This window comes from Pseudomonas sp. LA5 (assembly GCF_028640825.1).
In the GTDB taxonomy this organism is placed as follows: domain Bacteria; phylum Pseudomonadota; class Gammaproteobacteria; order Pseudomonadales; family Pseudomonadaceae; genus Chryseomonas; species Chryseomonas aestiva.
In genome coordinates this window covers 95,716-114,126 of sequence record NZ_JAQYZY010000057.1, presented here as the reverse complement: position 1 = coordinate 114,126, position 18,411 = coordinate 95,716, and the positions used below count along the sequence as shown (strand labels likewise).

Genomic DNA, 18,411 nt, shown 5'->3' with positions numbered 1-18,411 from the left:
TAACACCCAGCACCCCCGCTCAGTTCACTCTGGCGGGGGTGTTGTCTTTGCGGCGGGAAAAGTTTGGCCGGGCGTCAGGGGCTTGAGCGCTGGGAGCGGGCAATCGGCTAATCGGCTAGCGGACGCCTGAAGCCGCGTGGCTGAGGGTGCCCTCACCCTAGCCCTCTCCCGGGGGGGAGGGGACCAAAAGGGCGCGGCGGCGGCATTGGAGTAGTGCCTGCTAGGCAGGTGCCGCTTTACGTCCGCAAGAGCCCAAGAGCCCCAACAGCCCGGCTGCGCCGGGCTGTTGTGTTGGAAGCACGGCACAGAATCATCGTAGGTTGGCGCTGAGCGCAGCGAAGCCCAACGATGAGATCTGCTGCAGGGATCAAGCGAACGGCGGCAAGGCGGTGAGGGGGGCTTCCGGAGGTTGGGCTTCGCCAGGCTCAGCCCAATCCCCCTACAACGTTACGCGAGCAAGAAAAAGCCCGGCATGTGCCGGGCTTTTTGCGTTCAGGGTTTGCGGGCGATCAGGGTCGCGCGCAGGGGGGCGGGGAGGCCTTCGACGGTCAGGCTGGGATCTTCCGGGTTCAGGAAGTCCGGTAGCGACTGGAAGCCCATCCATTCGGTGGAGCGCTGTTCGTCTACGGTCGTGGGGGTAAGGTCCACCAGGCGGATGTCACGATAGCCTGCGCGTTGCAGCCAGAGTTGCAGCGCGGCCGCGGAGGGCAGGAACCAGACATTACGCATCTGGGCATAGCGGTCTTCGGGAACCAGGACGGTGGTGGCATCGCCCTCAACGACCAGGGTTTCCAGGACCAGCTCACCGCCGCTGTCGAGGCAGTTCTTCAGGTCCAGCAGGTGGTCGATGGGCGAGCGCCGATGGTAGAGCACGCCCATGGAGAAGACGGTATCGAAGCCGCCGTCCAGTGCGGGCAGTTCTTCCAGGGTCAGTGGCAGGTGCCAGGTCGGCAGGTCGGGCAGATAGCGCCGCAGGGCCTGGAACTGGCAGTGGAACAGCCAGTTGGGATCGACGCCCAGGACCAGGCTGGCTCCAGCACCGAGCATGCGCCACTGGTAGTAGCCGTTGCCGCTGCCGACATCCAGGACGCGTTTGCCCTGCAGATCCAGGTGGGGGGCGACCCGGTCCCACTTCCAGTCGGAGCGCCACTCGGTGTCCAGATGGAGATCGAACAACTGGAAGGGCCCCTTGCGCCAGGGCCGCAGTTGCAGCAGTGCCTCGCGCAGGACCTGGTGCTGCTCAGCGGTAGGAGCGCCGGCGAGGCGCACGGCCTCATGCAGGTCGACAGCTGCTACAGCGATTTCGGGGAGCGCATCGATACCCGCTTGCCAGCGCTGCAGATCGCCATGGCCACGGGCGTACTTGGCGGCCAGGACGGCTTCGAGGGACTGGGACCAGATGGCCAGCGGGGTATCCGCTAGCGCCTGTTGCAGGTCTGCGAGGTAAGGGGGCTGGGTCATGGCAGGGCGATCAGGGAGGTGAAGTTGAGGCACTGGAACCAGGGTTCGACGGTGGTGAAACCGGCGGCCTGCAGGCGTGCCCGGTGTTCGGCCAGGGTGTCGGTGAGCATGACGTTTTCCAGCGCGGTGCGTTTCTGGGCGATTTCCAGTTCGCTGTAGCCATTGGCTCTCTTGAAGTCCAGGTGCAGGCCGTTGAGCAATGCCTGGGTTTGAGCGTGCGGGAACCGGATCTTTTCCGACAGCAACAGGGCTCCTCCTGGCAGCAGGCTGTTGCGCAGACGGCTGAGCAGGCCCAGGCGCTGCTCCGGCGCGATGAACTGCAGGGTGAAGTTGAGCGCGATCACCGAGGCCGATGCGAGCGGAACCTCGAGGATGTCACCTTCCACCACTTCGACCGGCAGCAACTCCTCGTGCATCGAATCCTGGGCGCTGAGGTATTCGCGGCAGCGGGTGACCATGGCGGTGGAATTGTCGATGGCCACCACCCGGGTACCCTCGGCGCGGACATGACGGCGCAGGGCCTGGGTCACGGCGCCCAGGGAGCAGCCGAGATCATAGAGGCGGCTGTTGGGCTGGGCGAAACGCGCCGCGATGACGCCAAGATTCTCGACGATGGTGGGATAGCCCGGCACGGATCTCTTGATCATGTCGGGAAAGACGCGCACCACGTCTTCGTTGAAGGTGAAGTCGGCAGGAGGCTGCGGCGACGCGAACAGGCGGTCGGCTTCGCTCATGGGCGGTACCTGGAAAATCGAAAGGGGGCATTGTACCCCCGGCAGGCACTGCAGGACGTGGCTTCAGCGGATTTCGATACGGCAGTCGAAGCGTGCCTGGGGCTCGGCTTCGGCATCCCAGGGCTGGCGGGCCTGGAGTTCGAGATGGGCGCTGCCGGCGTTCTGGGCGCGGAAGCGCCAGAGGGACTGACCGGCGCTGCCAATGCCGCCCTGATCCTGGCGCTGTTCGCGAAAGACTTCCGGGCCGAGCTGCCTGAGGTTGTCGCTACGCTGGAGGATGCTCCAGCGATAGCCGCTGGTGGGATCGCTGGGCAGGGTCAGGGTCAGTTCCTGGCCCGTGTGCATGGCCAGCGGAGTGCAGTCGCTGTCGTCGCCCAGGATGAGGTTGCCACTCGGCTGGGTACTGCTGCAGCCGGCCAGGAGCAGACAGCCGCAGAACAGAAGACGGTTGGACATGAAAACCTCCGGGGTATGACGGCAAAACGCAGAGCATACCCCAAGAGATTGGCCGGTCAGACTAGAAGAGCACCTTGGCCACGTCGGCGAAGCGCTTGGCGAAGTGGACGGTCAGCCCTTCCCTGAGATAGGCGGGCAGCTCTTCGAAGTCACCACGATTGGGCTCCGGCAGGATCAGTTCGCTGATCTTCTGCCGTCGCGCGGCGATGACCTTTTCCCGTACCCCGCCGATGGGCAGTACCTGACCGGTGAGGGTCAGCTCGCCGGTCATGGCCACGTTCTTCTTCGGCGCCTGGTTGCGGGCCAGCGACAGCAGGGCGGAGGCCATGGTGACGCCGGCGCTGGGGCCGTCCTTGGGCGTGGCGCCTTCGGGGACGTGCAGGTGGACGAAGGCCTGGTCGAAGAAATTCGGATCGCCCTTGAAGTCCTTGAGGTGCGCGGTGACGTAGCTGTAGGCGATCTCGGCGGATTCCTTCATGACGTCACCCAGCTTGCCGGTGAGCTTGAAGCCGCGATTCAGGGTATGGATGCGCGTCGCCTCGATCGGCAGGGTGGCGCCGCCCATGCTGGTCCAGGCCAGGCCGGTGATGATGCCGACTCCGGACAGCACCTGCTCCTTGCGGAAAGGCGGTATGCCGAGGTAGTCCTCGAGATCCGAGGCACCTATCTTGACCTTGAGCTTGGGATCCTCGATGAGCCTGACCACCGCCTTGCGCACCAGCTTGCCCAGCTGCTTCTCCAGCTGGCGCACGCCGGCTTCGCGGGCATAGCCCTCCACCAGGGCCTTGAGGGCACTGTCGGTAAGCGTCAGGCGATCCTTGGGCACCCCGGCCTTGTCCAGTTGCTTGGGCCAGAGGTGGCGCTTGGCGATGGCCTGCTTCTCCTCGGCGATGTAGCCGGAAAGGCGGATGACCTCCATGCGGTCCAGCAGGGGGCCGGGGATGGAATCCAGGGTGTTGGCGGTACAGACAAACAGCACCTTGGACAGGTCCAGGCGCAGATCCAGGTAGTGGTCGAGGAAGTCGACGTTCTGCTCCGGATCCAGGGTCTCCAGCAGCGCCGAGGCCGGATCGCCCTGGTAGCTCTGGCCCATCTTGTCGATCTCGTCGAGCATGATGACCGGATTCATCACCTTGACGTCGCGCAGCGCCTGGACGAGCTTGCCGGGCATGGCACCGATATAGGTGCGCCGGTGCCCCTTGATCTCGGCTTCGTCCCTCATGCCACCCACGCTGAAGCGATAGAAGGGGCGGCCGAGGGATTCGGCGATGGATTTGCCGATGCTGGTCTTGCCCACCCCGGGCGGACCCACCAGCAGCACGATGGAGCCGGTCACCTCACCCTTGAAGGCGCCCACGGCGAGGAATTCGAGGATGCGATTCTTGATGTCATCGAGCCCGGCGTGGTGGCGGTCGAGTACCTTGCGCGCGTGCTTGAGGTCGAGCTTGTCCTGGCCGTGGACGCCCCAGGGCAGATCGGTGGCCCAATCCAGGTAGTTGCGGGTGACACCGTATTCCGGCGAGCCGGTCTCGAGGATGGACAGCTTGTTCAGCTCGTCCTCGATACGCTTCTGCGCGGCTTCGGGCAGGCTCTTGCCTTCCAGACGCTGGCGGAAGCTTTCGATGTCGCTGCTGCGATCGTCCTTGGTGATGCCCAGCTCCTGCTGGATCAGCTTGAGCTGCTCCTTGAGGAAGAATTCGCGCTGGCGCTCGTTGATCTTGCGATTGACCTCGGCGGACAGCTCCTTCTGCAGGCGGGCGACCTCGACCTCCTTGCGCAGCAGCGGCAGGACCTTTTCCATGCGCTGCAGCATGGGCACGGTATCGAGCACCTGCTGCAGTTCGTCGCCCGGCGCGGTGGTGAGGGCGGCGGCGAAGTCGGTCAGCGGCGAGGGGTCATTGGGGCTGAAGCGATTGAGATAGTTCTTCAGCTCTTCGCTGTAGAGCGGATTGAGCGGCAGCAGCTCCTTGATGGCGTTGATCAGCGCCATGCCGTAGGCCTTCACCTCGTCGCTGGGATCGGGGTTGGGGCGCAGGTGCTCGACCTCCACCAGGTAGGGCGGGCGCTGCCGGCGCAGCCAGCCGCGGATGCGCACCCGCGACAGGCCCTGGGCGACGAACTGCAGCTTGCCGTCCTGACGGGTGGCATGGTGAATGCGCACCAGGGTGCCATGCTGCGGCAGCTGGTCGGGATCGAAACCCTCGGCATCGCCGGGCTGCTGCTCCATGTAGAACAGCGCCAGGCAGTGGTGGTCGGTCTTGGCCACCAGTTCCAGGGTTTCCGCCCAGGGCTCTTCATTGACGATGACGGGCAGGACCTGGGCCGGGAAGAAGGGCCGGTTGTGGATGGGAATGACGTAGAGCTTGTCGGGAAGATTCTGGCCAGGCAGGACCAGGCCGGTCTGACCGGCTTCTTCGCTGAGAATATCCGCTTGATTGTCCTGATCGCTCATTGGCGTACCTTGGGCTTGGATGTGAGGCCAACATGGGGCGAGGGTGGCGCTTTTTCAACGCAGGCAAAGACCTGTCCTTCTTGACCGCCGGGTACCGCTCGAAGTGCGACGACCGGGACCGAGCCTGGCCACCGCGACGATAAAGATTCCTCCGGCACTGCCGCTAAAGCTGAAGTCACGCCGCGAAGTCGGCGAGAGTTTCCCAGGGCGCGTGGTGGAGAGCAGCGGGTGAATAAGCATTGGTTGGTAGCGGGATGGTTGGCTTTGGGCCTGGGAGCTGCGCAAGCGGCCGAGGTCGCGGTGCAGGTGGTCGATGGTCAGGGGGCGCCCCTGGCCGATGCCGTGGTGATGCTGTCGGGCCAGGGCCTGGTGCCCGAGCGGCAGCCCGCGGCCATTGATCAGCAGAATCGGCGATTCGTCCCCCATGTCCTGGCGGTGGCCACCGGGACGGCGGTGAGCTTTCCCAATACCGATGACATTCGCCATCAGGTGTATTCCTTTTCCAGTCCCAAGCGCTTCGAGCTGCCGCTCTACCACGGGCTTCCCAGCACACCGGTGGTGTTCGACCAGCCCGGCGTGGTGGTGGTGGGCTGCAACATCCATGACTGGATGGTGGGTTACGTCTACGTGACCACCGCCGGGCGCTCCGCGGTGACCGACAGTCAGGGTCGCGCCCGACTGGAGGCGCCGGACGGTCATTATCAGCTGGCGCTCTGGCATCCCGACCTCAGCGACAAGCAGGAGGTTGCCCAGCCTGCGCTGGACGTGGCGGGCAAGCCGGTGACCCTGAAACTCCAGCTGGCGGTCCAGCCGAAGCCGCAGCCTGCGGAACCGGCGAGCTCGGCTTTCGAGGATGCCTTCCACAAGGCCACGCACGATGAAGCTCATCCATAGTTTCCAGACCCGCATCGCCGGTAGCCTCTTCCTGCTGATGCTGGTGGTCATCACCCTGGTCTATCTGACGGTCAAGGCTGCCACCGAGGCCAGTGCCGTGCGCCAGTCCTATGACCAGCTCGACACCGGGGCGCGGGTATTCCGCCAGGTGCTGGACGGCCGCTGCCGCCGGCTGAACGATGCCGTGCGAGTGCTCGCCGCCGATTTCGGCTTTCGCGACGCCGTGGCCAGTGGCGATGTGCCGACGCTGAGGTCGGTGCTGGCCAACCACGGCGCCCGGGTGGGCGCGGGCGATACCTACCTGCTGGATCTGGACGGCCGGCTGATCGCCAGCACCGTGGCGGCGCATAGCGAAGGCGAGCGTCTGCCCGTTGCCATGGCGTCGGGCAATGACGGCAGTTGCGTGCTGGCCGGTACCGGCCTGCCGCAGTTGCGGGTCACGGTGCCGGTCCGTGCCCCTGTGCCCATCGCCCAGGTGGTGATGAGTTTCGCCATGGATCAGACCATGGCCGAGGAGTTTCGCTCGCTGATCAATCTGGACGTGGTGTTTCTCGGCGAAGCCGCGCTGATGGCCAGTACCCTGCCGGAGCAGGAGGGACGGCTGCTGCTGCATGAGCTGGCGACTTCACCCCAGGGCAGCGACATCTGGCAGCTGACCCTGGGCGGCCGGCTCTATCAGGTCAAGCGGCTGACCCTCGGGACCGCCGATCATCCGGTACAGGTCTATCTGCTGCGTTCGCTCGACGTGGCCATGGCCGAGTTCGAACCCCTGCTCAGGCAACTGGCGCTGATCGCCGGCGGTGCCCTGCTGGCGGCCTTGCTAGGTGCGCTCTGGCTTGCGCGCAACCTGGCCCAGCCGCTGCGGCAGCTGTCGGTGATGTCATGGCGCATCGGTCAGGGAGATTATGGGGTCAAGGTGGAGGTCCAGCGCCGTGACGAATTCGGCCGGCTGGCACAGGTGCTCGAAGAGATGCGCCAGGGGATCGCCGAGCGCGAGCAGCGGCTCAACCACAATGCCCTGCATGACGCCCTGACCGGTCTGCCCAATCGCATCCTGGCCGAGGAGCGACTGCGGGTCTTTATCGCCACCCAGTCCCAGGTGTCGCTGCTGTACCTGGGGCTGGATGGCTTCCAGGCGATCAACGAAAGCGCCGGGGTCGCCGGGGGTGATCGCATCCTCCGGATGGTGGCCGAGCGGGCCCAGGTGCTGCTGGCCGGGCGCGGCTGCGTGTCGCGCCCGGTAGGCGACGAATTTCTCGTGCAGTTCTGTCGCGTCGGCCTGGAAGGCGCGGTGGGTCTGGCCGAGCAACTGCGCCTGTCACTGGCCGAACCCATCGAATGGGAAGGCCAGCTGTTTCGGCTGAGTTGCCGGATCGGCGTCGTCGAGTATCCCCGCCATGGCGATGATCCGACCCTGCTGATCGAGCGCGCGCGCAGTGCCATGCTCGATGCCGGCCAGGTGCCGGATCGCCTCCGGGTCTATGATGAAGGTCGGGATGCGGCCCAGCAGCGGCGTCTGCAACTGGTCCACGACCTGCCGCTGGCGGGCGAACGGGGTGAATTGATGCTGGTGTTCCAACCCAAGGTGGCCCTGCAGGGCAATGGGCCGCACCAGGCCGAGGTGCTGCTGCGCTGGCGCCATGCCGAGCTGGGCATGGTCTCGCCGGGTGAATTCATTCCCCTGGCCGAGCACAGTGGCAGCATGGCCGGACTCACCCGCTGGGTAATCCAGGCGACTATCCGGCAGCTGGCGCTCTGGCAGACCCAGGATCGCGAGGTAAAGGTATCGGTGAACGTTTCGGCGGTCGACCTGGCCGATGCCCGCTTGCCCGAGCGCGTCATGGGCTGGCTCGATGACGCCGGCGTCTCGGCGCGGCAGCTGACCTTCGAGATTACCGAGAGCGCCATCATGGACGATCCCGAGGCGGCCATCGCGCTGCTGACGCAGCTGTCCGTGCTGGGCATCCGGCTGTCGGTGGACGACTACGGTACCGGGCATGCCTCCCTGGCGCACCTGAAGCGGCTGCCGGTGGACGAATTGAAGATCGACCAGTCCTTCGTGAAGGAACTGGCGCCGGGCAACGATGACGCCGTCATCGTCCGCTCGACCATCGAGATGGGCCACAACCTGGGCCTGGAAGTGGTCGCCGAGGGGGTCGAGGAAGCCCGGGCCCTGGCGCTGTTGCGCAGTTGGGGCTGCGATGTGATCCAGGGTTACTACATCAGCCGCCCGGTGCCGGCCGCGGAATTCGAGGCCTGGATGGAGCGGCAGAGCCAGCCGGTGCTGGAGGCGTTGTCATGAAGCACGGCTGGCTGCTGGCTGGCCTGCTGCTGGCAACCGCTGCCCAGGCCGACGGCGGCAAGCTGCTGGCCACCGGCGGCGCCAGCAGTCTGGAAGGCGCGGCGGGCGGCGGTATCACGCCCTGGGCGGTGATCGGTGGCTATGGCGAAAGCGGCCAGCCCGGCGCCACGGCCTTTGCCACCCGGGTGTGGACCGGTGACTACCGGCTCGATGCGGCCGGCGTGGCGGTGGCCTACGACAATCGGGTGGAAATGTCCTATGCCCGCCAGCGCCTGGACATGCCGACCCTGCGCCGCTTGATGAAGCTTGAGGAAGACAGCCTCAGCCAGGACATCGTCGGCGCCAAGGTGCGCCTGGCGGGCGACCTGATTTACGACCGGCTGCCGCAGCTAGCCGTGGGGGTGCAATACAAGCATCAACGGGATTTCGGCATTCCCGCTGCCGTGGGCGCGCGGCGCGACAGCGATGTCGAGGGCTACCTGGGCGCCAGTCGGCTGTTGCTGGGCGGTGCCTTCGGCTACAACCTCTTGCTCAACGTCGGTCTCAGGTACAGCCGCGCCAACGAGATGGGGCTGCTGGGCTTCGGTGGTGACCGCAACGACAGCCGTCAGTGGCTCAAGGAAGGCTCGGCCGCGGTGTTCTTCAATCCGCGCTGGGCGGTAGGCATGGAGTATCGCGAGAAGCCGCAGAATCTGTCCTTCACCCGGGAGAGCGACTGGGTGGATACCTTCGTCGGTTACTTCCCCAACAAGCACCTGTCGCTGGTGCTGGCCTATGCCTGGCTGGGCGAGATCGCCACCCTGGACGATCAGCAGGGTCTCTATCTGTCGCTGCAGGGGAGCTACTGATGCAGGGGAAAACGCTGGTACTGGCGGCGCTGCTGCTGATGCTGGGGTGCACGCCTCAGCCGCCGACGGGTGATCGGCTCTATCAGGAGCTGGGTGGCCAGCCCGGCATCACCCGGATCGTCGAGGGGATGCTGCTCAATGTGGCGCATGACGGGCGGATCCGGCACTACTTCGCCAACGTCGATATCGCGCGACTGCGCAGTCTGCTCATCCAGAAATTCTGCGTCGATGCGGGCGGTCCCTGCCGCTATGAAGGGGCGAGCATGGCGGAAAGTCATCGCGGTCTGAATCTGCAACCCGCCGACTTCAATGCCCTGGTGGAAGACCTGCAACTGGCCATGCAGCGTGAGGACGTTCCGGAGCGGGCGCAGAATGCCCTGCTGGCACGCCTGGCCCCGCAGCGCGGCCAGGTGATACGCCAGTAGTCTGCCGGCCGTCGCCGATGTCGAACCCCAGGCGGTGGAGAGCCTTCCTAGGCAAGACGCCTACGCGAGGGATACGGCTTGAGCAAGACGACTTCGGCGGCCGATCTCGGCCTGATGCTGGAGGTGGACGACGAATCGGCGCTGTTTGGCTGGTTCCTGGCGAGCTACCTGTTCGGCAAACGCATCTCCCAGGGTATCGCCGCCCAGGCCTGGACGGTGCTCTATCGCACCTATGGTCGCGACACGCCGCGCAAGCTGCTCAATCTGAGCTGGCGGCAATTGGTCGGCTATCTCGGCGAAGGGCATTACCGGCGTTATGACGAGAGCACGGCCACGCGCCTGCTGGACGTCTGTCTCCATCTACAGGAGGAGTATGGCGGCAGCTTCGTGAGATTGCGTGACGCCAGTACGGACCATGCGGATTTCGAGGCGCGTCTACAGCGGCTGAAGGGGGTCGGGCCCAAGACCTGTGAGATCTTCATGCGCGAAGCAGGGCCGCTATTATTTCCTGACTGAATGCACACCGCCGGCACGGGGCCGGCGGTGTCTAGGACGAGCGAGCCGCCGTTACTTGCCCAGGTCGGCCTTGAGCCGGCTGCCGGCATAGGCCTGGGCGTCCTTGGCCTTTTGCACCACGGCAGCGGTGCCAAAGAACTCGTGGGTAACACCCGGATAGACCTTGCGCTGCACCTGCACGCCGGCCTGGCGCAGGGCGGTTTCCAGGAAGCCACCGTCATCCCGCAGGGGATCGATCTCGGCATTGACGATGGTTACCGGCGGCAGGCCGGCGAGGTCGGCCCGGGTCAGATCCAGGCGTGGATCCTTGAGGTCGGCGGGCGTACGGGTCACCTGCTCGACAAACCACAGCATCATCGGCCGGTTGAGCGGCTTGGCGTCGTCATACTGTTCATAGGACTGGGTATGGGTGTTGGTCTGGGCCACCGGATAGACCGACAGCACGTGCTTGGGCGCGGTGAGACCAGCCTTGCGCGCCGCCACGGCGGTCGCCACCGCCAGGTTGCCCCCGGCGCTTTCGCCGGCCAGGGCCAGGCGCTGCGGATCGCCATTCAGCGAGGCGGCATGGGTAGTCACCCAGCGATAGGCCGCCAGGGCGTCGTCATGGGCGGCGGGAAACTTGTATTCGGGCGCCTGGCGATAGTCCACCGACACCACGATGGCATTGGCCTGCTTGGCCAGACCGCGGGCGCCAGCGTCGTAGACGTTGCGATCGGCGAACACCCAGCCGCCGCCATGGAAATATAGGATGACCGGGAAGGGACCCTGGCCTTCGGGGGTGTAGATACGGGCCGGCAGCACACCGGCGGCGCCGTCGACGGCGCGGTCGACACTGGTAACGCCCGGCACCAGGGCTTCGGGCTGGGTGGGACGACCTTCGTCCTGCAGGACGCCCTTGACCGCATCGGCGATGGTAGGCTGCTTGCGGGCCTGCTGGGCGGTGAGTTTTTCCACGGCCTTGGGATCGAAGCTGGCGTACTTGTCGAGCACCTTCTGCATGTCGGCATCGGTACGCGCCATGCTCTTGGCATTGCTGACCGCTTCGGCACCCAGCGAACGTTTTTCCGGATCGCGGGCGCAGCCGGTCAGGGCGAGGCCGGCGCCAACCAGGGCCAGGGCGAGGAGGGTGGGTTTGCTACGCAAGACGGACAGCGGCATGGCGAAGATCCTGTGCGAATTCGAGGGGACTACCCTTAAACCGACATGCTTATCGCGCGAGAGGTTCCAGCGAACCGCCGGCAGGACCCTGGTGATCTTCCTGCTGGGACTGGTGGGTACCCACGCCTTCGCCGAGCCGGCGGCCTACTGGCGCTGGCGCAGCAACACGGATGGCCAGGAGTTCTGTACCCAGACGCCGCCGGGCGCGGGCTGGGTCAGGGTCGCGGGGCCCTTTCGCGATCTGCAGTGTCGCGAGCCGGGCAATCTGCCATTGCGCCGCTGGGCCGTACCGCCGCAACAGCGCTTCTAGTTCGAGGTCTCGGCAGCCTTGAGCAGGGAGGCGCCGAGCTCGCCTTCGTAGCGTTGCCACACCGGGCGCATGGCCTCGCGCCAGCGGGTCCGCTGCTCGGGGGTGAGGGTGATGATCTCGCTGCCGCCCGCGGCGGCGATGCGCGCGCGATCGCGCTGATTTTCCGCCTCGGATTGCTTCTTCACCTCGAAGGTCACCTGGTCGATGATTTCCTCCAGGGTGCTGCGTACGGCGAAGGGCAGGGTGCGCCAGCGATCCGCCTTGACGATCAGCATGTAGTCCAGGGCGCCGTGATTGCTTTCGGTGAAATAGCGCTGCTGCTGATCGAGGCGCTGACTCCAGTAGTTGGACCAGGTGTTCTCGGTGGCATTGACGGTGCCCGTGGTGAGCGCCTGCAGGGTCTGGTTGAAGGGCAGCCTGACCGCCGTGGCGCCGAGGGCCTCGAATTGGCTCTGCAGGACGTCGGAATTCTGGATGCGGAATACCAGCCCCCTGGCATCGCCGGGTTCGCGCAAGGGTTTGCGCGCCGCCAGCTGCTTGAGGCCGTTGGGCCAGTAGGCCAGGCCGATGATGCCGGCCGGCTCCAGACTGTGCAGCAGCTGGCGACCACTGGGGCGGGCCTGGAAGTGATCGAGGGCCGCGCGACTCTCGAACAGGAAGGGCAGGTCGAACAGCTTGAGCTTGGGACTGAGTTCGGTGAGCTTGCTGATCGCCGGCGCCAGGATGTCGACCTTGCCGTCCTGCAGCGCCTGGAGTTCGTTGGCGTCGGTGAAGGCCGTGCCGCTGGGCATCACCTCCAGCTGGACCTGCCCGGCGAGGCGCTGCGCCACCAGTTGCTGGAACAGCTGAGCACCCTTGCCCTTGGGGGTCTCCGGTGCCACCACATGGGAAAACCTCAGAGTAATGACATCAGCGTAGCTGGAGGTCATGGGCAGGGCAGCAGAGAGCAGGGCGCAAAGGCCCAGGATCGACGGTTTCATGGCAGGTCCTGGTGGTTATTCTTGGAATCCTTATAGGCGTACTTTACCAGTGCGACGTCAGGTCGCAGGGCCTGTGGGGAGGCGTTGGCTGCCGTTTGGCGGATGACCGGGAGAATCGGCGTCGCGCTGGCGTTCCAACGTCCACACCCCAAGAGAAGGATGCGTCCATGAATACCGCTCAAACCGTTCGTTTGCCCGATGGCACTACCGTTCCGGCGCTGGGCCAGGGAACCTGGCGCATGGGCGAGAACGCCGACCTGCATCGCCAGGAGGTCAGCGCCCTGCGTCAGGGCCTGGACCTGGGGCTCACCCTGATCGACACCGCCGAGATGTATGGCGAAGGCCGCGCCGAGGAACTGGTTGGCGAAGCCATCGCCGGGCGGCGGGACGAGGTGTTCCTGGTGAGCAAGTTCTATCCGAAGAATGCCACCGAAGCCGGGGTACCTTTGGCCTGCGAACGCAGCCTGAAGCGCCTGGGCACCGATGTCATCGACCTCTATCTGCTGCACTGGCGCGGCCAGGTGCCGCTGATCGAGACGGTCATGGCGCTGGAGAAGCTGCGCGACGAAGGCAAGATCCGCCACTGGGGCGTGTCCAATCTCGACACCAGCGACATGCTCGAATTGAACGATGATCGCTGCAGCGCCAACCAGGTGCTCTACAATCTGGAACAGCGCGGCATCGAGCATGACCTGCTGCCCTGGAGCCAGCGTCAGCAGATGCCGGTGATGGCCTATTGTCCGCTGGGGCAGGGCGGCGATCTCTTGCGGCACCCCACCTTGGCAACCCTGGCCGAGCGGCATCAGGCCACCCCGGCGCAGATCGCCCTGGCCTGGGTGCTGCGTCAGCCGGGCGTGATCGCCATTCCCAAGGCGGGCGATGCCGGACATCTCGAAGAGAATGCGCGGGCCTTGGATCTGCGCCTGAGCGAAGAAGACTTCGCGCTGCTCGACGGTGCCTTTCCGCCGCCGCAAAGCAAGACGCCGCTGGCGATCATCTAGCCGCCGCGGATCAGCCGGCGCAGGGGAAAGCGAGTGGGGTGGCAGGCTTCGGCCACCCGTCGGGCCACCGGCAGGGGTTCGTCTTCCAGCCAGGCCGCCAGCAGTTCGGCGGCCAGCGGGGTGGTGCCCAGGCCACGCGAGCCGTGCGCCAGATTCACATAGAGTCCCGTACGCCAGGGCGCCGCCTGCTCGGGTACCTGGCGGGCGTCGTAGGCTAGCGCCTGATACTGCTGGGCGAAGGCGACTTCATCCGCGACCGGCCCGACCAGGGGCAGATAGTCCGGCGAGGTGCAGCGAAAGGCCACCCGACCGTCCAGTGCCTCGGCCTGGTAGCTGGCGGCCAGCTCGGGCGACAGCTCGGCGAGCAGCTGCAGATTGCTCTGGTGTTCCGCCTGGCTGGGTTCGGTGTCGTCCCGGTCGAAGACGAAGCTGGCGCCCAGGCAATGCCGACTCTCCCGCGCCGGAGCAAGATAGCCTTCGCCGCAGACCACGGTCGCCAGCGCCTGGCTGTCCGGGGTTTCCGGCAGCGCGGACAACTGTCCACGAATCGCCTTGAGCGGCAGCTCAGGCAGCAGCGTCCTGGCCTGGGCGGCGCTGGCCACCACGACCACCGTCGCCACCAGTGACTCACCCTGGGTGCGGGCCTGCCAGCCATGCTCGGTTTGTTGCAGAGCGGTCACCTCGGTATGGGTGACCAGCTCGATGTTCGGATGGGTCAGCCAGTGCGCGCACAGGGCGGGCGGATGCACCCAGCCCCCTTCCGGAAAAAACAGGCCACCCGCTGTCAGAGCGATGCCGGCCCTGTTGCTGGCGGCTTCCCTATCCAGCGGTTGCAGCAGATCGGCGGGGAAGTGCGCCGCCAATTGCGCCTGCCGCTGGGCGTCCTTGTCCGTCAGCGCCAGTTGCAGCACTCCACAGGGTGACCAGGCGGCACCCGGAGGCAGTGCCTGGAGCTCGCGCAGGGTCAGGCCGAAGCCGTCGAGGATCAGCCGACTGAGCGGGGTGTCATGGGCCGACAGCTTGAGATAGAGCACCCCCTGGGGATTGCCGGAGGCTTCCTGGGCGGGCGCCCCGTGGCGCTCGACGACCCGGACCTGCCAGCCGCGGCGCGCGAGACTGGCGGCGGTGGCGCAACCGGCCAGGCCGGCGCCTATGACCAGCGCCGTGCGCGGGCCCCGGGGGCGCGGTGGGCGGGCATACCAGGGTACGGCGGCAGGAGTGACCGGGCGTTCCAGCGCGCCGGCCAGCATTTCCCGCTTGTGGCCGAAGCCGGGCACCTTGGCCATGGCGAAACCGGCCTCGTTGAGGCCACGGCGGACGAAGCCGGCACAGGTGAAGGTCGCCAGGGTGGTGCCGGCGTGGGACAGCCGCGCCAGTTCGGCGAACAGCGCGGGCGTCCACATCTCGGGATTCTTGGCCGGGGCGAAGCCGTCCAGGAACCAGGCGTCGCACCGGGCATCCAGTTCGGGCAGGCGCTCCAGCACATCGCCGACCAGCAGGGTCAGGGTGACGCGCCCGTCGTCCAGGATCAGGCGCTGGAAGCCCGGATGGATGGCCTGGTACTGCCGCTGCAGCGCCGCGCTGTAGGGGGCGAGTTCCGGCCAGAGGGTCAGTGCCTGGGCGAGATCGGCGGCGGTCAGTGGAAAGCGCTCGACGCTGACGAAATGCAGGCGTGCTTCCTTTGGAGCCAAGGCGGCGAAGAGTTGCCAGGCACAGAGGAAGTTGAGGCCGGTGCCGAAGCCCGTCTCGCCTATAGTGAAGACCTCTCCCGCGGCCAGCGCGGTGAAGCGTTCGGACAGGCGATTCTGCTGCAGGAAGACGTAGCGCGTCTCTTCCAGGCCGCTGGCACGGGAAAAGTAGACATCGCCATAGGTGCGGGAGAGCGGTTGCCCGGAGGCGTCCCAGTCGAGCTGGGCGTGCTGGAAGTCGGTCATGAGCGGCGCGGCCTGGCATTCAGGGCGCGCAGTCTAAAGGATCGAGCGCAGGCGGTCAGACGTTGCTGACGGATTGGCGCATCAGGCCCTGAGAGGTTTGCAGCCGTTCGACATAGCGATCGATCTGGTTGAGGGCTTCCTCGCGGCTGAAGAAGGGGCCTTCCAGGGTGCCTTCGCGGGTGGTGAAGAAGAACTGGCCGTTGACCACGCTGACGCGCTCGCTACGGAAATGGGTGGTGGCACCAGGGTCGTCATTGCGTTTGCCGAACATGAGAATCTCCTCCTCGTCTTGCCAACAGACCATGGCGAGCGCTGCGGGTTGCCCCGCTCGGCCGAATTGCGGTCCGTCGATCTTCCTTAGGTGTAGCACCCTAGCGGGCGCTGCGCCCGGGTGGAAAAAGCGCGACGGAATTGTGAGGATGATCACGCGGCACGTGGCGTCGCGACCGGGGGATGGCCCAAGAGGGGTCGGCTTTCGCGTTATAACCACAGCGTGATCCGATCTTTCCCGCCCGCTCTGGTGGGCGGCATAGTGCCGCTATCCCTACCTGCATCAGGAGAACTGCCAATGACCATCCGTCTGGGCGACATCGCCCCCGATTTCGAACAGGATTCCAGCCTGGGTCGCATCCGCTTCCACGAGTGGCTGGGCGACAGCTGGGGCGTACTGTTCTCCCATCCGGCCGACTTCACCCCGGTCTGCACCACCGAACTGGGCCTCACCGCCAAGCTCAAGGACGAATTCGCCAAGCGCGACGTCAAGGTGATCGCCCTCTCGGTGGACGGTCTGGAATCGCACCAGGGCTGGATCAAGGACATCGAGGAAACCCAGGCCACCGCCGTGGGCTTTCCGATCCTGGCCGACGCCGATCGCAGCGTCTCGACCCTCTACGACATGATTCACCCCAACGCCAACGACACCCTCACCGTGCGTTCACTGTTCATCATCGATCCGCAGAAGAAGGTGCGGCTGTCGATCACCTATCCGGCCAGCACCGGGCGCAACTTCGACGAGATCCTGCGGGTGATCGATTCCCTGCAGCTCACCGACAACCACAAGGTGGCGACCCCGGGCAACTGGAAGGATGGCGACGACGTGGTCATCGTGCCGTCGCTCAAGGACGAGGAAGAACTCAAGCGGCGTTTCCCCAAGGGCTACACCGCGGTGAAACCCTATCTGCGCCTGACGCCCCAGCCCAATCGCTGAAATTTCCTGCGACAACCCGACCCCGGCTCAAGCCGGGGTTTTGTTTTTCTGGTTATAACCAAGTGCCGAAAGGGTATTTTTAGGGAATAAACACCCGCTGCTAAGGTCCGCTCATTCCTTTTTCGAGCGGCGCGATACCGCTCTTTTTTCTCCAGGAGACGGCGATGCAGGTGGTGACTTTGGCAGGCAGTCCGGCAGCGCGCTCGCGCTCCAGCGGCGTGCTGGATCTGGCAGCGAACTGGCTGCAGGGGCGCGGCGTGGAACTGTCCCGCTGGCGCATCCAGGACTTTCCCGCCGCCGACCTCATCGGCGCCCGTTTCGACAGCCCGCCAGTGGTGGAACTGATCGCCCAGCTGCAGGCCGCCGATGGCCTGGTGATCGCCACCCCGGTCTACAAGGCCTCCCTGGCCGGCGCCCTCAAGACGCTGCTGGACCTGCTGCCCGAACGCGCCTTGGCACTCAAGGTGGTGCTGCCCCTGGCCACCGCCGGCTCCAGCGGTCATCTCCTGGCCATCGACTACGCGCTGAAGCCGGTGCTCTCGGCGCTCAAGGCCCAGGAAATCCTCAACGGCGTCTTCGCCGACGACAGCCAGGTCAGCTACACCGAGACCGGGGTCGCCCTGACCCCGGCGCTGGAGCAGCGCCTGCACGAATCCCTCGAACAATTTCACGCGGCCCTGGTGCGGCGTCCCCAACCCCTGACCCCCGAGCTGCTGGCCGATCGCATCGGCCAGGCGCGCTGGGGCATCTGACCAGGAGCCTTAGTCATGCAGTTCTCCTTCTCGCGCTCGCTGCTCGCCGTTTCCCTGCTGACCCTGGCCGCCGGCCTGGCCCAGGCGGAAGAGACGGTGCGCATCGGCTACCAGAAGTACGGCACCCTGATCACCCTCAAGGCCCGCGGCACCCTGGAGCAGCGCCTGGCCAAGGACGGCGTCAAGGTGCAATGGACCGAATTCCCCGGTGGCCCGCAGCTGCTGGAAGGCCTCAACGTCGGCAGCATCGACTTTGGCGTGACGGGGGAGACGCCACCGGTGTTCGCCCAGGCCGCCGGCGCCGATCTGGTCTATGTGGCCCACGAGCCGCCGGCGCCCACCAGCGAAGCCATCCTGGTGCCCAAGGATTCGCCGATCCGGTCGCTGGCCGATCTCAAGGGCAAGAAGATCGCCCTGAACAAGGGCTCCAACGTCCATTACCTGCTGGTTCAGGCGCTGGCCAAGGCCGGCATTCCCTATCGCGACATCCAGCCGGTCTATCTGCCGCCCGCCGATGCCCGGGCCGCCTTCGAGCGCGGCGCGGTGGACGCCTGGGTGATCTGGGATCCCTACCAGGCCGCTGCCGAGACGCAACTGCAGGCGCGCACCCTGACCGATGCCACCGGCCTGGCCGACAACCACCAGTTCTATCTGGCTACCCGCAGCTTCGCCAAGGCTCATCCCGAGCAGGTCGGCGCCATCGTCGACGAGGTGCGCTCGGTGGGCGAGTGGGCCAAGGCCCACCCGGACCAGGTCGCCGCCCAGGTGGCGCCGCTGCTGAACCTGCCGCTGGACACCGCCGAGCGGGTGGTCAGGCGCCAGGGCTATGGCGCCCGCTTCATCAGTCCCGAGGTCGCCGCGCAGCAGCAGAAGATCGCCGACGCCTTCACCGCCCTCAAGTTGATTCCCAAGCCGCTGGTCATCCGTGACGTGGTGTGGACCCCGCCCGCCAGTCTGCAGACCGCTGCCGCCAAACCCTGA

General features: G+C 66.0%; 18 protein-coding genes. 10 read left to right on the top strand and 8 right to left on the bottom strand.

Translation table 11 applies throughout. From position 1 onward, the window contains the following. Positions 1 to 492 precede the first annotated feature (492 nt). From cmoB to lon, 4 genes are all read right to left on the bottom strand, one after another. Complete coding sequence (gene cmoB / locus PVZ72_RS21610) at positions 493 to 1,461, bottom strand: tRNA 5-methoxyuridine(34)/uridine 5-oxyacetic acid(34) synthase CmoB (protein ID WP_133862843.1); 969 nt, start codon at positions 1,459 to 1,461, stop codon at positions 493 to 495. Beyond that, on the bottom strand, positions 1,458 to 2,195 hold the full coding sequence (gene cmoA, locus PVZ72_RS21605) for a carboxy-S-adenosyl-L-methionine synthase CmoA (protein ID WP_273862980.1): 738 nt from the start codon (positions 2,193 to 2,195) through the stop codon (positions 1,458 to 1,460). The genes cmoB and cmoA overlap by 4 nt, the downstream gene beginning before the upstream one ends. 63 nt (positions 2,196 to 2,258) lie before the next feature. Then, positions 2,259 to 2,651: a protease inhibitor I42 family protein gene (locus PVZ72_RS21600; protein ID WP_273862979.1), complete on the bottom strand. Its 393-nt coding sequence runs from the start codon at positions 2,649 to 2,651 to the stop codon at positions 2,259 to 2,261. 61 nt (positions 2,652 to 2,712) lie between these two features. Continuing rightward, on the bottom strand, positions 2,713 to 5,103 hold the full coding sequence (gene lon, locus PVZ72_RS21595) for an endopeptidase La (protein WP_273862978.1): 2,391 nt from the start codon (positions 5,101 to 5,103) through the stop codon (positions 2,713 to 2,715). 228 nt (positions 5,104 to 5,331) lie between these two features. On the opposite strand from lon, the gene PVZ72_RS21590 reads away from it, so the two are divergent. The 5 genes from PVZ72_RS21590 to PVZ72_RS21570 all read left to right on the top strand — a co-directional run bounded on the left by PVZ72_RS21590 (position 5,332) and on the right by PVZ72_RS21570 (position 10,088). Continuing rightward, entirely contained in the window at positions 5,332 to 5,997 is a 666-nt protein-coding gene (locus tag PVZ72_RS21590) for a methylamine utilization protein (protein ID WP_252977187.1), read from the top strand. Beyond that, positions 5,981 to 8,299: a putative bifunctional diguanylate cyclase/phosphodiesterase gene (locus tag PVZ72_RS21585; RefSeq protein WP_273862977.1), complete on the top strand. Its 2,319-nt coding sequence runs from the start codon at positions 5,981 to 5,983 to the stop codon at positions 8,297 to 8,299. The genes PVZ72_RS21590 and PVZ72_RS21585 overlap by 17 nt, the downstream gene beginning before the upstream one ends. Continuing rightward, positions 8,296 to 9,147: a DUF3034 family protein gene (locus tag PVZ72_RS21580; protein ID WP_273862976.1), complete on the top strand. Its 852-nt coding sequence runs from the start codon at positions 8,296 to 8,298 to the stop codon at positions 9,145 to 9,147. The genes PVZ72_RS21585 and PVZ72_RS21580 overlap by 4 nt, the downstream gene beginning before the upstream one ends. Next, positions 9,147 to 9,572 (top strand): group I truncated hemoglobin, encoded by a 426-nt coding sequence (locus PVZ72_RS21575; RefSeq protein ID WP_273862975.1) that lies wholly within the window; start codon positions 9,147 to 9,149, stop codon positions 9,570 to 9,572. The genes PVZ72_RS21580 and PVZ72_RS21575 overlap by 1 nt, the downstream gene beginning before the upstream one ends. A 78-nt stretch (positions 9,573 to 9,650) precedes the next feature. Then, positions 9,651 to 10,088: a DNA methylase gene (locus PVZ72_RS21570; RefSeq protein ID WP_273862974.1), complete on the top strand. Its 438-nt coding sequence runs from the start codon at positions 9,651 to 9,653 to the stop codon at positions 10,086 to 10,088. A gap of 51 nt (positions 10,089 to 10,139) precedes the next feature. On the opposite strand, the gene PVZ72_RS21565 is transcribed toward PVZ72_RS21570, so the two are convergent. Continuing rightward, positions 10,140 to 11,246: an alpha/beta hydrolase gene (locus PVZ72_RS21565; RefSeq protein WP_273862973.1), complete on the bottom strand. Its 1,107-nt coding sequence runs from the start codon at positions 11,244 to 11,246 to the stop codon at positions 10,140 to 10,142. Positions 11,247 to 11,337: 91 nt separating this feature from the next. Here PVZ72_RS21565 and PVZ72_RS21560 point away from each other — a divergent pair, with 91 nt between their 5' ends. Beyond that, on the top strand, positions 11,338 to 11,556 hold the full coding sequence (locus tag PVZ72_RS21560) for a hypothetical protein (RefSeq protein WP_187980135.1): 219 nt from the start codon (positions 11,338 to 11,340) through the stop codon (positions 11,554 to 11,556). On the opposite strand, the gene PVZ72_RS21555 is transcribed toward PVZ72_RS21560, so the two are convergent. Beyond that, positions 11,553 to 12,536, bottom strand: coding sequence for a DctP family TRAP transporter solute-binding subunit (locus PVZ72_RS21555; protein ID WP_273862972.1), 984 nt, complete (start codon positions 12,534 to 12,536; stop codon positions 11,553 to 11,555). The genes PVZ72_RS21560 and PVZ72_RS21555 overlap by 4 nt on opposite strands. 167 nt (positions 12,537 to 12,703) lie before the next feature. On the opposite strand from PVZ72_RS21555, the gene PVZ72_RS21550 reads away from it, so the two are divergent. Beyond that, positions 12,704 to 13,537 carry an aldo/keto reductase gene (locus tag PVZ72_RS21550; RefSeq protein WP_133862833.1) on the top strand — a complete coding sequence of 278 codons (834 nt, stop codon included), beginning with the start codon at positions 12,704 to 12,706 and terminating at the stop codon, positions 13,535 to 13,537. Here PVZ72_RS21550 and mnmC read toward each other — a convergent pair. Both mnmC and PVZ72_RS21540 read right to left on the bottom strand, forming a co-directional pair. Next, positions 13,534 to 15,471, bottom strand: coding sequence for a bifunctional tRNA (5-methylaminomethyl-2-thiouridine)(34)-methyltransferase MnmD/FAD-dependent 5-carboxymethylaminomethyl-2-thiouridine(34) oxidoreductase MnmC (gene mnmC / locus PVZ72_RS21545; RefSeq protein ID WP_273862971.1), 1,938 nt, complete (start codon positions 15,469 to 15,471; stop codon positions 13,534 to 13,536). The two genes, PVZ72_RS21550 and mnmC, sit on opposite strands and share 4 nt — an antisense overlap. Before the next feature lie 55 nt (positions 15,472 to 15,526). Beyond that, positions 15,527 to 15,742, bottom strand: coding sequence for a DUF6316 family protein (locus PVZ72_RS21540; RefSeq protein ID WP_133862831.1), 216 nt, complete (start codon positions 15,740 to 15,742; stop codon positions 15,527 to 15,529). Positions 15,743 to 16,039: 297 nt separating this feature from the next. Here PVZ72_RS21540 and PVZ72_RS21535 point away from each other — a divergent pair, with 297 nt between their 5' ends. From PVZ72_RS21535 to PVZ72_RS21525, 3 genes are all read left to right on the top strand, one after another. Further along, positions 16,040 to 16,678: a peroxiredoxin gene (locus PVZ72_RS21535; protein ID WP_059315912.1), complete on the top strand. Its 639-nt coding sequence runs from the start codon at positions 16,040 to 16,042 to the stop codon at positions 16,676 to 16,678. A gap of 164 nt (positions 16,679 to 16,842) precedes the next feature. Next, positions 16,843 to 17,430: an NADPH-dependent FMN reductase gene (gene ssuE / locus PVZ72_RS21530; protein ID WP_208692342.1), complete on the top strand. Its 588-nt coding sequence runs from the start codon at positions 16,843 to 16,845 to the stop codon at positions 17,428 to 17,430. Positions 17,431 to 17,445: 15 nt separating this feature from the next. Then, entirely contained in the window at positions 17,446 to 18,411 is a 966-nt protein-coding gene (locus PVZ72_RS21525) for a sulfonate ABC transporter substrate-binding protein (RefSeq protein WP_273862970.1), read from the top strand.